The 13,712-nt window shown below is 64.1% G+C and carries 11 protein-coding genes; 7 read left to right on the top strand and 4 right to left on the bottom strand.

Annotation, left to right across the window (positions count from 1 at the left end; genetic code table 11):
* Window positions 1-75 precede the first annotated feature (75 nt).
* From LH62_RS27530 to dinB, 5 genes are all read left to right on the top strand, one after another.
* A complete protein-coding gene (locus tag LH62_RS27530; protein ID WP_144404768.1) occupies window positions 76-597 on the top strand; it encodes an ImuA family protein in 522 nt (173 codons plus the stop codon).
* Window positions 598-776: 179 nt separating this feature from the next.
* The gene (locus LH62_RS32250; RefSeq protein ID WP_043367423.1) at window positions 777-2,288 is read left to right on the top strand and encodes a DNA polymerase Y family protein; all 1,512 of its coding nucleotides are present in this window, start codon (window positions 777-779) and stop codon (window positions 2,286-2,288) included.
* Window positions 2,285-5,596, top strand: a complete 3,312-nt coding sequence (locus LH62_RS27520) for an error-prone DNA polymerase (RefSeq protein ID WP_043367421.1) — start codon at window positions 2,285-2,287, stop codon at window positions 5,594-5,596. Before LH62_RS32250 ends, LH62_RS27520 begins: the two co-directional genes overlap by 4 nt.
* Window positions 5,597-5,634: 38 nt before the next feature.
* The gene (locus tag LH62_RS27515; RefSeq protein WP_052215187.1) at window positions 5,635-6,300 is read left to right on the top strand and encodes an SOS response-associated peptidase; all 666 of its coding nucleotides are present in this window, start codon (window positions 5,635-5,637) and stop codon (window positions 6,298-6,300) included.
* 76 nt (window positions 6,301-6,376) lie between these two features.
* Window positions 6,377-7,459, top strand: coding sequence for a DNA polymerase IV (gene dinB / locus LH62_RS27510; protein WP_043367463.1), 1,083 nt, complete (start codon window positions 6,377-6,379; stop codon window positions 7,457-7,459).
* An 88-nt stretch (window positions 7,460-7,547) separates the two neighbouring features.
* Here the strand turns inward: dinB and LH62_RS27505 are convergent, their stop codons facing one another.
* The 3 genes from LH62_RS27505 to LH62_RS29925 form a co-directional block, all read right to left on the bottom strand.
* Entirely contained in the window at window positions 7,548-8,477 is a 930-nt protein-coding gene (locus tag LH62_RS27505) for an alpha/beta fold hydrolase (RefSeq protein ID WP_201445685.1), read from the bottom strand.
* A gap of 702 nt (window positions 8,478-9,179) precedes the next feature.
* Window positions 9,180-9,827: an RloB family protein gene (locus LH62_RS29930; RefSeq protein WP_082012997.1), complete on the bottom strand. Its 648-nt coding sequence runs from the start codon at window positions 9,825-9,827 to the stop codon at window positions 9,180-9,182.
* Between the two features lie 2 nt (window positions 9,828-9,829).
* A complete protein-coding gene (locus LH62_RS29925; protein ID WP_082013006.1) occupies window positions 9,830-11,107 on the bottom strand; it encodes an ATP/GTP-binding protein in 1,278 nt (425 codons plus the stop codon).
* Between the two features lie 624 nt (window positions 11,108-11,731).
* Here LH62_RS29925 and LH62_RS29920 point away from each other — a divergent pair.
* Entirely contained in the window at window positions 11,732-12,310 is a 579-nt protein-coding gene (locus LH62_RS29920) for a transposase (RefSeq protein ID WP_082012996.1), read from the top strand.
* A gap of 334 nt (window positions 12,311-12,644) precedes the next feature.
* On the opposite strand, the gene LH62_RS27495 is transcribed toward LH62_RS29920, so the two are convergent.
* Window positions 12,645-12,950 carry a hypothetical protein gene (locus LH62_RS27495; protein ID WP_043367417.1) on the bottom strand — a complete coding sequence of 102 codons (306 nt, stop codon included), beginning with the start codon at window positions 12,948-12,950 and terminating at the stop codon, window positions 12,645-12,647.
* Between the two features lie 589 nt (window positions 12,951-13,539).
* On the opposite strand from LH62_RS27495, the gene LH62_RS29915 reads away from it, so the two are divergent.
* On the top strand, window positions 13,540-13,712 hold a 173-nt coding region (locus LH62_RS29915), incomplete at its 3' end, for a transposase (protein WP_144404767.1).

The following is a 13,712-nucleotide window of genomic DNA, read 5'->3' as shown; positions in this document are numbered from 1 at the left end:
GGAGACGGACCACGACCATGCGGATGCCGGCTCATGCCTTCAGCTTCCTCGGATATTCCGCTGGACCAAGCCGCCATGCTGGCAGCCCTGCGCGCCCGCGTGGCGCGGCTCGAGGGCAGCATCCGTGACCGGCACAGCCACGACGCCATCCCGATCTGCGACGGGCTGCCCGGTGGCGACCTGGCGCGGGCCGCGGTGCACGATGTCCTCGTCAGCTCGCCCGGTTGTGGCGCCGCCTTGTGCGCCCTGCTGCTGGCCCGCACCGGTGGCACCGTCCTTTGGATCGCGCTCGAGCAGGATGGGCTGCTGGCTTGGCCGCCGGGGTTGGCGCGCTTCGGCCTGACGCCAGCCAAGCTGGTGCTGGCCCGGACCAGTCGCTGGTCTGACGCGCTCTGGGCGATGGAGGAGGCGCTGCGGTGTCCGGCTGTAAGCGGAGCCGTGTTGGCCCTGCCGCCAGAGCAGACGGCAGGTCATCATCCGCTGGATTTGACGGCCACACGCCGGCTGCAGCTGGCCGCAGAGGCGGGTGGCGCCCTCGGCTTGCTGCTAAGGCCGGATGTCGGCAGCGTTGCCCCCAGCGCCACCACCACCCGCTAGCGGATCAGAGCCCACCCAGCCGAGCCAGATGCAACGCTGGATGCAGGGTGCTGGCAGCTAGAGTTGCTGCGCACCAAGGTCGGCCGTCCCGGCGGGCCTTGGGCCGTGACCTGGAACGCCGCAACGGGGCAATCGGCCCTGGCCGCGACGATAGCGCGCCCAGTTCGGCAAGCTGCGCGATGACCGAGCGCTTCCTGGCGCTGTACCTGCCTAGCTTCGCTACCGACCGGCTCCGCCGGGCCGCGCCAGCCCTACCGTCCACCCGGCCACTCGCCACCTGGGCCGGGTTCGGCACCCGACGGCTCCTGGTCGCCGCCGATGCGGCCGCCGCGTCCGCCGGCCTGAGGCCCGCGCAGGCGCTGGCCGATGCACAGGCGATCGCGCCCGATCTCACCCTGCAGCCGGCCGATCCCGCGGGTGATGCGCAGGCGCTGCAAGCCCTGGCGCTCTGGGCCCGGCGCTATACGCCCCTGACGGCCATGGACCCGCCCGATGGCCTGCTGCTCGACATCACCGGCTGCGCCCATCTGCTGGGCGATGAGGACGCGCTGCTGCGGGATGCGCAGGCGCGCCTCGACCGGGCTGGCATCGCGGCGCGCGGCGCGATCGCCGGTGCGCTGGCCACCAGCGCCGCCCTGGCGCGGGCGCGCGGCGACAACCCCATCGTCATCAGCGGCATTGAGGCCGCCGTCGCGGGGCCTTTGCCGTTGGGCCCGGCGTTGCGCCTGTCGCTGCCCCTGCTGGACAAGCTGCAGCACCTTGGGCTGCGGCGGGTGCACCACCTGCTTGAGCTGCCACGGGCGCCGTTGGCACGACGCTTCGGGCAGGATCTGCTGGATCGGCTCGACGCCGTCACCGGACGACGGCGGGTTGTGCTGCAGCCCGTAACCCCGCCCCCGGAGCTGACCGTGGTGCAGAACCTGCTGGAGCCGATCACTACCCGAGCCAGCATCGAGGCCGTGCTCGACCGGCTGCTCGACGGCTTCTGCCGCGGCCTGCGGCAGTCCGAGCTTGGCGCTCGCACCGTCGCGCTGGTGGTCTGGCGGGTGGATGGGGCGGTGCAGGAGGTGGCGATCGGCACCGGGATGCCGGTGCGCGAGCCGGGGTACCTGCGCCGACTGTTCGCCGAGGGGCTGCGGCAGCTGGAGCCGGATCTGGGCTTCGAGCGGATGGCGCTGGAGGCTCGGGCCACGGATCCCATGGCGGCGGGTACCCAGACCGGCCTTGGCTTGGACCGCCATCAGGACGATGCCACGGCAGCCCAAGACCTGGCCCAGCTGCTTGACCGGCTGGGGCAGCGACTGCGAGTGCGGCGGATCGATCCCGTCGCCAGCCACTGGCCGGAGCATGCAGTTGCGGCGCGCGATCTTCACGGCACGGCGCCCGCCATCCCACCAGGCTGGGCGACACAGCCCTGGCCGGTCCTGCTGCTCCGGGAACCGCGGCCGGTCGAGGTCGTCTCCCCAGGGCGAACCGGGGCACCGGCTCTGCTGCACTGGCGTAGCGGCCGCCACGTCATCCAGCGGATCGAAGGACCGCAGCGGCTGGAGCCCGAATGGTGGCGCCTCCGGCCGGGCCTGTACCGGCGAGACTATTACCAGATCGAGCTGGTCTCTGGGGTTCGGCTCTGGATCTGCCGCAGCGGGCCGCCGCAGGCATCGGGCTGGCTGCTGCATGGATATCTGCCGTGACCGGCTACGCCGAGCTGGCCGCCCAATCCAACTTCAGCTTCCTCGATGGCGCCTCCCATCCGCAGGAACTGGTAGAGACTGCCGAGGCGCTAGGCCTCGCGGGCCTTGCCATCTGCGACACCAACAGCCTCGCCGGCGTGGTCCGTGGCCATGTCGCTGCCAAGGCCCAGGGTCTGCCGTTCCGGGTCGGCTGCCGCCTGCGCCTGGACGATGCGTCCGAGTGGCTGGCTTGGCCCTGCGACCGCGCGGGCTACGGCCGGTTGACGGCGCTACTGTCCCGAAGTCGCATGCAGGCGGCCAAGGGTGAATGCCGCATCAGCCGCGCGGGCCTGCTGGCCGCCGCCGAGGGCTGGGTGTTGGCGGCTGTTCCGCCATTCGAGCCCGATGCCGCCTTCGCCGCCACGCTGCAACGTGATGCCGCAGTGCTGCGGGGCAGACTCGCCCTGCCGTTGCACCTTGCTGCCTACCATGTCATGCGCGGAGATGACCGGCGGCGCATCGGCACCTTGGCCGGGATCGCTGCTCAAGCCGGGGCCCGGTTACTCGCCATCGGCCATGTCCGCTACCACCACCGCACGCGGCGCCGTCTGGCCGATGTGCTGACCGCCATCCAGCTGCGGACCACAGTCGACGCCCTGGGCTACGCCGCCGAGCCCAATGCCGAGCGGCACCTGAAGTCTCCGGCGGCGATGGCGAGGCTGTTCGCCGACTGGCCGGAAGCCCTGGCGAACAGCCTGGCGGTGTTGGAAGCCTGTAGCGGCTTCTCGCTCGACCAGCTGCGCTACGAGTATCCCGACGAGGTCCTGGAGCCCGACCGGACCGCCCAGGAGACCTTGGCGTGTCGGGTGGATGAGGCCCTGGCGGCGCGCTGGCCGGGCGGCGCCCCGACCGACATCGCTGATCGCATCGCCCACGAACTGCGGCTGATCGGCGAGCTCGACTACGCTCCCTACTTCCTGACCGTGCACGAGATCGTCCGCTTTGCCCGCGACCGCGGCATCCTCTGCCAGGGCCGCGGCTCGGCCGCCAACTCGGCGGTCTGCTATGTCCTCGGCATCACCGCAGTCGATCCGGCCAAGCACGACCTGCTGTTCGAGCGCTTCGTCTCCGCCAGCCGCGGCGAGCCGCCCGATATCGACATCGACTTCGAGCATGAGCGGCGCGAGGAGGTGATCCAGCACCTCTACGAGCGCTACGGCCGCGAGCGGGCCGCCATCTGCGCCACCGTCATCCGCTATCGCACCCGCAGCGCCATCCGTGAGGTCGGCCGTGCCATGGGCCTCAGCGAAGACATCACCGCCCGCCTGGCCAAGGGCAGCTGGGGGCCGGGGCACGAGATGGGCCTCCTGGTCCTGGCCGAGGCGGAGGGGCTCGACACCACCGACCCGCGTCTGACCATGGCGCTCGAGCTGACCGAGGAGATCCTCGACTTCCCGCGCCATACCGCCACCCATGTCGGCGGCTTCGTCATCACCCGCGGCCCGCTGATCGAGCTGGCGGTCGTCACTCATGCCGCCATGGAGGGCCGGACCGTCCTTGAGTGGGACAAGGACGACATCGACGCCCTCGGCATCCTCAAGGTCGATGTGCTGGGCCTCGGCATGTTGTCCTGCCTGCGGCGCGGCTTCGTGCTGCTGCGCCAGCACCATCGCCTCAGCCATGACCTGGCCAGCCTGCCACGGGACTGCCCGGCGACCTATGCCATGTTGCGCCGGGCCGACAGCCTCGGCGTCTTCCAGGTCGAGAGCCGGGCGCAGATGAACATGCTGCCGCGGCTGCGTCCGGAAAAATTCTACGACCTCGTGGTCGAGGTGGCGATCGTCAGACCTGGCCCCATCCAGGGCGACATGGTTCACCCCTACCTGCGGCGCAAGCAGGGACTGGAGCCGGTGAGCTACCCTTCGCCCTCGCCCAAGCACGGCGAGCCGGATGAGCTGGAGCGGGTGCTGGGCAAGACGCTTGGCGTGCCGCTGTTCCAGGAGCAGGCGATGCGGCTGGCCATCGTCGCCGCCGGCTTCACCGCCGAGGAGGCGGACCAGTTGCGTCGCGCCATGGCGACCTTCAAGCTCACCGGCGGGGTAGCCCGCTACCGCGAGCGGCTCGTCGCCGGCATGGTCCGCCGCGGCTATGAGCGGGACTTCGCCGAGCGGGTGTTCCAGCAGATTGAGGGCTTCGGCAGCTACGGCTTCCCGGAGAGCCATGCCGCGAGCTTCGCCCATCTCGTCTATGCCTCGGCCTGGGTGAAGTGCCACCACCCCGCGGTCTTCGCCTGCGCCCTGCTGAACAGCCAACCGATGGGCTTCTATGCCCCGGCGCAGATCGTCCGCGACGCCCGGGAGCACGGCGTCGCCATCCTCGCCGTCGATGTGAATGCCAGCGATTGGGACAGCAGCCTGGAAGCCCACCAGGCCAGCGCCGAGGGCCTGGCCCTGCGGCTGGGGCTGCGGCTGGTGGCAGGGCTGCAGGAAGAGGCCGCACGGGCCATCCTGGCGGCACGGCAAGCAAGAAACGGCGCACCCTTTGCCTCGGTCGAGGAAGCGGCTTGGCGGGCCGGGGTCGGCTTGCAGGCGCTCGGCGCCCTGGCGGAAGCGGATGCCTTTGCCGGCGCCGGCCTCGGCCGCCGCAAGGCGGCGTGGGACGCCCGCGGGGTCGCCAGCGGGCCGGAGACGCTGCCGCTCTTTGCCGCGGCACCTGCAACCGCTGCCGCGGCCATGGCAGCGCAAACGCCACTTATGCCCGAGCCGGTGACGATGCTGCCGCACCAGGGCGAAGGCGAGCAGGTGGCCACCGACTACCGGGCCACCGGCCTGACGCTGGGGCGGCACCCGTTAGCGCTGTTGCGCCCAGTGCTCGACCGGCTGGGCTATGCCGACACCCGCCGGCTCGATCGCCTGCGCTCGGGTGCCTCGATCCGGCTGCCGGGGCTGGTGCTGATGCGCCAGCGTCCCAGCTCAGCCAAGGGGGTGGTGTTCATGACTGTCGAGGACGAGCATGGCGTCGGTAACCTGGTGATTTGCACCGACGTCGCCGCCCGCGACCGGGCGGCGCTGGTGGCGGGGCGGCTGCTGATCGCCGAGGGCCGGGTCGAGCGGCAGGTGGAGCATGCCGAGGTGCCGATCATCCACCTCGTCGTCCGCCGCCTGACCGACCGTTCGGACCTGCTGGGCTGCCTGACCGAGCCGGGCGTTGCGCTTGGTGACACCGACTGGGTGGACCGGGTGCTTGGCCGTGCCGACGAGGTCCGGCGACCGGAGCCCGGCAGTCAACGCCAGGGACCAAAGCTCCCGGGTAGCCGGGATTTCCGCTAGGCCGCATACCATGGGCTCCAACCCGGGGAGGACCGGCGATGTGCAACCTCTACAGCATCACCAAGGGCCAGCAGGCGATCCGCGAGCTGACCCGCGCGATGGCCGACCGGACCGGCAATCTGCCGCCGCTCCCAGGCGTGTTCCCCGACTATGCGGCGCCCATCGTCCGCAACCAGCCTGCGGGTCGTGAGCTCGCCATGGCCCGCTGGGGCATGCCATCGCCGGTCTTTGCCCTGAAGGGTAAGAAAACTGACCCAGGCGTGACGAATGTGCGCAACGTCCAGTCTCCGCACTGGCGCCGCTGGCTTGGGCCTGACAACCGCTGCGTCGTGCCCTTCACCAGCTTCTCCGAGCACCAAGTGATGCCGGACGGCAGCCGCCCGCCGGTGTGGTTTGCCTTTGGTGAGGATCGCCCGCTCGCGGTCTTTGCCGGCATCTGGACGCGCTGGACCTCGGTCCGCAAGCTCAAGGAAGGCGAGGTCACCGCCGACCTGTTCGCCTTCCTGACTACCGAGCCGAACGCCGAAGTCGGCGCCATTCACCCCAAGGCCATGCCGGTCATCCTCACCACCCCGGACGAGATCGAGCTGTGGCTGACAGCGCCGGCGGAAGATGCCCTCAAGCTGCAGCGGCCATTGCCTGATGGTTCCTTGTCAGTCGTCGCTCGTGGCGAGAAGCAGGACGGCGCTCCAGACGCAACCTGATGGTGTGGCCTTGCCCGACGCGGATGCCAACACGAGCCACGAGACCACAGACCAAGCGGCAGGGCTCACCGGCCCCATGGCTGAGGGTCTGCGGCCGCGCAAAATCATTCACATCGACATGGATGCCTTCTACGCCTCAGTGGAGCAGCGGGACCATCCGGACCTGCGAGGTTTGCCGGTTGCCGTCGGAGGATCGCGGGAGCGTGGCGTCGTGGCCGCCGCGAGCTACGAGGCACGCAAATTCGGCGTGCATTCAGCCATGCCGTCGGTGACTGCCCGGCGGCGGTGCCCTGAGCTGGTATTCGTGCCACCACGCTTTGATGTCTACAAGGCGGTGTCGCTGCAGGTCCGCGGCATCTTTGCCGAGTACACGCCTCTGATCGAACCGCTCTCGCTGGACGAGGCCTACCTCGACGTCACCGAGGACCTGCAGGGGATCGGCGTTGCCACGGAGATCGCGCAGCGCATCCGCGCCAGGATCAGGGTCGAGACGGGGCTGACCGCCTCGGCCGGCGTGTCCTACAATAAATTCCTCGCCAAGCTGGCCTCCGAGTATCGCAAACCCGACGGCTTGTTCGTCATCACGCCGCGGATGGGCCCTGCCTTTGTCGAAACCTTGCCGGTTGGTCAGTTCCACGGGGTGGGTCCGGCAACCTCGGGCAGGATGAACCAGCTTGAGATCCACACCGGGCTCGACCTTCGGGCGCAGTCCCTACCGTTCCTGCAGCAGCATTTCGGCAAAGCCGGCGCCTACTACTATTGGATTGCCCGCGGCATCGATGAGCGCCCGGTTCGGCCGGACCGGATCCGCAAATCGGTCGGTGCCGAGAATACCTTCGCCGCCGACCTCGCCACCTTGGATGAGGCGTGGACCGCACTGCAGCCGATCATCGAGAAGGTCTGGCGGTACTGCGACGGTACCGGAACCCGTGGCCGCACCGTGACCCTGAAGGTCAAGTATGCCGACTTCAACCAGGCAACGCGAAGCCGGACGGCTGCGGCACCGATCTCGAGCCGGCCGGAGTTCGAGCGGGCCAGCTTTGCCCTGCTGGAGCCGCTCTTTCCAGTGCCGAAGGGCATCCGCCTGCTGGGTGTCACACTATCGATGCTCAACGACGCGCCGAAGGCGGCTGAAGCACAGCTGCGGCTGTCGGTGTAGCGTACTGACGCATAGCTGTGCCTGCGACTGCTCGGCCAGCTGTCTGCGATAGTCGCTTGCCCAAGGGCCGCACGGCTGTCGACCAGCGTCAGCCGTCTGCCGTGCCATCGAGGAATGCCCGCAGCACCCGCGCCGAGGCCTCCGGCGCTTCCTCCATTGGCACATGGCCGACCCCTGGCAGTATCACCGTGCGCGCATTGGGCAACGCGTGCTCGTAGTCGGAGGCGTGAGAGGCGGGCACCGCGCCGTCCCGCTCACCCCATAGCAGCAGCACCGGCATGTGGATCGTCGCCAGGATCGGCTCGGGCGGCACAAGGCGCGTCTGCAACACGCGGTCGAGGATGGCACGCCGCACCCCGGGGGCGAGCAGCATGGCGTGGTAACGGTCCACCACGGCATCTGTCAGCACGCCGGGGGCGGCGTAGGCGTTCTGCATTGTCCTGCGCAGAAGCGGCTTCGGCGCGGTGTAGGGCAGTAGCCGCATCAGCCAGGGCAACCGCTCCGGCGCGCGGCCATACTCGCGGCCCAGGCTCGCAAATCCATCCGGCGCCATCAGCACAAGCTTCGAGACGCGCGCAGGCTCGGCCGCGGCAAAGCGCCAGGCGATCCGCCCGCCCATGGAGGAGCCAACCAACGCCGCCTCCCCGATCCCGAGCCGATCCATCAGTGCCGCAAGTACGGCGATGCTCCGCTCGTCAGAGTAATCACTGGTAGGGTCGGGCCCGGTCAGGCCGAAACCAGGTAGGTCGAGTGAGACAACGCGGAAACGGTCCTCCAGCAGCGGCGCCCACGTTTCCCAGGTGTGCAGGGAGGATGCGAAGCCGTGGACGAGCAGCACCGTCGGACCATCGCGTGGTCCGATGTCGCGAATGTGGAGCCGCATCCCTGCGGCCTCCACGAACTGCGAAGGTGGTGGTGCCCAACGGCGCTCCAACGCGGCGCGAGGCCGGTCGGGGTTGTAGAGCCAGATCGCACCGCCCACCAGCAAGACGCCCAGCATCACGGCGATGACTGTCACAGCTCGTCCCATTCCGATCCTCTCCGCCGCCGTGTATCGACAGCCCTCCGCGCTGGATATGCGGGAGGCGGCGCACTTGTCACCGGGCGCACTGATGCGTGGCTTCAGATCAGGGAGGAAGTGCCACCGCACACAAACTTTGGGCCTTCCTCACTTACTGTGGTCGTCATAGCTCGCGGAGGCAGCATTCGCTCCCGCAGCAGCTCGGTGCCCGCTCTACCGTTTCCCGGCCTTACCAACAGGCACCTGATATGACGGTTTTTCCATAGCGAGCCTTATGCGGCAACCGAGGTTGCCCACCGGGGGGAAAACCTGGCCACGAACTGAATCTGAAACGGGGGCAACCCAACGTAAGTGGCGTGTGCGCCAAAAGTATAACAGATTGGAATAGGACAACCGCGTCGTGAAAGATCGCATTCAGTGCATGCGCGGGCTCGAAAGCTTTAGTTCTGGTAAACTGCTTTGTTAAAGCTGTGACAAGCTCTTCAACTTACTCCACTCCCAGAGACGCCATAACCAGCATGTCACCGTCGACCGCCATCATTTGCTTCAATTCCGTCGTGCCACCACTGCGCTTGTCGCTCTGCAATTGGCGTAACCAAAACCAGCCATCATCGCGTTATCATGTTTGACGCGAGTACTGACAAAACCAAGTGCGCTGACAACCAAACCATCATGCTTTCGATGAGCAGACGTCTATGGCTAAGGTTTGCGCTTACCATTTTTCACGATAAGGTCGGTTAGAACGTGGACGTCCGTATAAGGGCAGCCGTAATGAACTCCTTCCACCTCCCGTTGGCGCCTTAAGGTTTCCGCTCGTCGACATGCATCCTCATACCTGTCTTTAAGTGCATGGTAATCAAGGAGCTTTGTGCCGCTTGGGTCATACTTCGGCATGTGTTTTCGTAGAAGATGTTGAGCCTCAGCAGAATTCAGTGCGGCACCATAACCAACAAAATGAAGCAAAGCCCAAAATTCGAAGCATGGATTTGAAAACGCAACCCTCACTCCGCCGTCCTTAGCAGCTTTTATGCATGCTTGAATATTTGGCCGGTCATCGTAATCAAATGCAGCCCAGACTTGATCTCGTTTTTCATACGACGCTTGGCGTTGTCGTGACGCGTCGCGTTTGGCGATGAGCGCCTTAGCCACGATTACCGGCGGAGCTCCAGCTGGACCGATAGTTTTAACGACAACCAACTTGTTTCCATGCTCGTCGGCAAATTTTTTGAAATAATCTGGCTCTGTGTTTTTGCCTTCACAGAATATAGTCACCCTTAAGCGAGGCTCTTCTACCGGGCGAGTTGGTCTTTTCAGAATTGGCGGCAGCGGCGGCTTCCGACGGCTCATGCCTACTGCTCCAGACCGAGCAAGGCCTCGACTGACCCCAGATAGGGAATCGCTCCATAACGCCCCTGCAAATATCCTTTTTCCAAGTTGTCTGTGTTACGCGTGCGGATTTTGGTGAGTGGGTAAAAGTGAGTTGCGCCAACATTGCTTTTCTCGCAAAACCAAATTTGATCGCGCCGAATCGATTGCGAACACAGGACGTTTGTGTCGTGAGTGGTTGCGATGAGCTGCGCCTGCCCCTTATTTGTTGAAGTTTTAGAGAACATTTCCACTAGCTCAAGTGCTAATAACGTATGAAGACTCACATCCAGTTCGTCGATGATCAGAACGCCGCCATTGTCAATGACCGCTAGCGCTCCCCTTAATAGGTCTAGAAGGCGAACTGTGCCTCTACTTTCTGTTTCGAAATCCAAATAAACTGGGTCGCCTGTAATTCCGGCATGACCGAACGATATCTTAACTTCCTCTTGTGGTGGTTCGCTGCTTACATTTTCTCCGAGCTGACTGTTAATAACAGTAACAATTTTTTTATATAACTCAAGCTGAGAAGCTGAAGGAGAAGTTTTCTGTACGTCAGCCGCTATAATGCCGGTATCAGCCCTCGTGAGAAATTGCAGAATTCTCGAATCAATTCCCTGTCCGAGTTTCTTCTTGATACTAGTAAGATTAATGGCCGCAGAAACTGTCTGAATCTTTTCTGAGAAATACGAGAAAACTTGGGTTAGTTGAGGATGCGCATTTTGCGCCGCCGCAGATAAAAAAAGACTATTCTTTCTGGTGAATTCTTCGATTGCTCGGTTTCTCCCTTTAAGAGATTTTCCGAAATCTATATGTGGATTTTGAACATCGCGGTAATAGAGACTTCTACGATTGCCGCCCGGAAAGTAATACATCCATTCTCGAGTATACTCTTGGTCGGTTGCTTCGAATCCAAAATGATATCGAATTCCATCCAAAAGAAAATCACAATCGAATCGGGTAGGTTGCTTAGCAGCTGCTGGATCCAAGGCGAATGGACGTCGAAACACTGGATCGGCCGGTCCAGTTCGAGTAAACGAGTCTAGTACGTGTCGCCTCATTGTCGATAAAGAGGTGTATACTGTTGTTTTGCCCGAAGCATTAGCGCCATATATCAGAACCACCGGCAAAACACGCTCCTTTAGCCCCTCTGGCTCAAAAAGCATGGGCCCCGAATCTTTTATCGCTTCAGAAGCGATTAAAGAAAGTTCGGCGTACTCATTTATAGATCCATGATTGGCTGCACCAAACCTAAGCAGCATAGGGGTACCTCCTGTCTCAACTTTTTAGACAAAAATTTGCGGAATTTTGGCAAACTCCAGTTCAAGTCAGACATGGCCCATTCTTACAGCTCCTTCAAGCTATGGCCAAGCCCAACGTTGCGATACCGAACACCACTACACATTTGGTTCTGCCGGCATTGACCTTGTTGCATCCTTTTGGTGAGTACTGCCGTCCAAGCTTATGCCTACGCTCCAAAACCAATTAGCTTTGACGGCGGTGCGATTGGTTGTGATCCAAGCTGCTGGGTGACGGAGCTTGGGTCATGGCGGGGGATTTCTGGCTGTCGAATCTGCAGTTGGCGGCGATCGAGCCGCTGCTGCCGACCAATCAGCCCGGTGCGCGTCGCTGGACGACCGGCGGGTGATCAGCGGCATCGTGCACATGCTGCAGCATGGCGGCGCTGACAGGACCGCCTGGCCTGCTATGGCCCCTCAACCACGGTCTACAACGGCTACCATCGGCTGTCGGGCCGCGGCATCTGGACAGGGATGCTGGCCGCACTGGCCGAGACGACGCCGGGCGGGCTGCAACTGATCGACAACACCACCGCCAAGGCGCATTGCTCGGCCGTGGGTAGAAAAGGGTAGGGCGACCTCTAAGCCATAGGCATCTCGCGTGGTGGGCGGGGCACTAAGATCCACCCAGTCGTGGGCGGCGCCGTTCGCATCCTCGCCTTCACCGTCACGCCCGTGCGGATGGGCGATCGCCGCGCGACCCATGGCTTGTTGGCCAACCTGCCGCCACCCGCCTTCTGCGCCGCCGATGCCGCCTACGACAGCGATGGCCTGCGCCACTTCCTGCTTGGGTGCGGCACCACGCCCGTCATCCCGAACAACCCGCCCCGAAAGCACCCGCAGCCCTTCGATGTGCGCTTCTACAGGATCCGCAACACCGTGGAGCGCACCATCGGACGGCTCAAGGACGGGCGTCGCATCCACACCCAATACGACAAGCTCGCCGCCAACTCTACCTCAGCCATAGCCGGCTTCGACATCACTGCCGCCAGCCCGGCTATAGCCGCCGTCGTGTGCTCCGCACCACTAAAGTCCAAAGTCCGGCAGTCATCCGCGATTGCGGCAAGCCCTGCATCACTTGCGGTAAGCGGGGTTTACCGCAAGCGAGCCAGCGCTGCCGCAATCAAACTGCGGGCAAGGAAAAGGCCGCCTTGCTGGGGGGCATGAGGCGGCCTTGAGTTGTGCAGGTATGAGTTTGAGTGTGGAGCCAACGCCCGGCCGAGCCCATGAGTTCACGCCCATTCCCTACCGGGATTGGTTCGGCGCTGCGGGCAAGAAAAAGCCCGCTCTCCTCCCCCGAGAAGAGCGGGCCTAAGTGACTTCCACGGAGACTGAGGTTGTAGGAACCTTTTTATATACAACTCAAAAAATCTCATTACGTTTCATGTGCTCGTTTAAGTTGCATTAAAGCGCAATGTTTCTCGACCGCAAGTGAGCCGGTGCTGCCGCAACAGCCCTGCAGGCGGGGAAGAGGCCGCTTGCCTGGAGCGAGCGGCGCCGTTTAGCTCAGCGAGGCGCTGCTGGCTGGTTCCTGCACCTGCACCCCTAGCCGAGCCGCCGCTGCTTCAAGCTGCTCGACGTCGCCCTCGCGCCACTGATGCCGGGTCAGCAGCTTGGTTGCCTCGGCCGGCGGCAGCCCCAGCGCGACGCCGATCTCGGCGGGCCTGATGATGCCACGCTCATCCAGCTCGCGGCCGATCGCCATCTTCAGCCGGATCATGGTCAGCCGGTCGGCAGTTCGGCGCCGGCGCTCCTCGGGCGAGATCTTTGGCTTTACGGGCGGCATCTGGTCAGGGAGCAGGCTCATGTTGTGGATGTCGGATGCCGCAGCAGCTGGTGCTAGCCCACTACCAGCAATGCAGCACGACGCTGATTAGAGCACACCAACTCCAAACCAATAACATCCCGCATCACACCTACCCATATCGGAACCGGAAATACCGCTATGATTGCAAGCTTCCCCCAAGACATCTGCCTGTCCTTGCTGTCATGATCCGTACAGAATTTGTACATCATCGTTCCAACTCGGGTGAAGCGGCTGAGTTCGTGTCGGACTAGCTGCTTGGATCTCCATTTCGACGGATCTAGGAGGAGGGAGAGCATGATGGATTTCTGCGCAGCTTTGATCTCCCTGGCTCTTGTCAGCTTAGGCCTTTGGCTGGGTTGGCTTGCCAACCGGCCCAAGCGGCCTCGCATTCACCGGCTGAGAGGCGTTCTTATTCGGGCACGCGTCACTCGCCACGCGCCCCATGCCTCACACAGGCATGCGCCACGGTAACGTGGAAGGGCCGCGTCATGCCGCCCCCCTCCCATTGCTTTAGGCACCAGTCGCACCGTCGTTGAGCCCGCCTAGAGGGTGTTATGGACCATTGCTGTAGTATTCGTCAGCATGAGGGATGCAGTCTGCCCGCAAGCCATACCCGTCTGATGTCTCCGATGAAGAATGGGCGCTGATCGCGCCCTGTTTGGTTCTTTTGCGTGAGGATGCAGGCCAGCGACGGTACTCGCTCCGTGAGCTGTTCAACGGCCTGCGCTACGTCATCCGGAACGGCATTCCTTGGCGCGCCAT

The organism is Belnapia sp. F-4-1 (assembly GCF_000802185.1).
Lineage (GTDB): Bacteria > Pseudomonadota > Alphaproteobacteria > Acetobacterales > Acetobacteraceae > Belnapia.
Note: the sequence above shows the minus strand (reverse complement) of the source record. Positions and strands in the feature narration are given on the sequence as shown.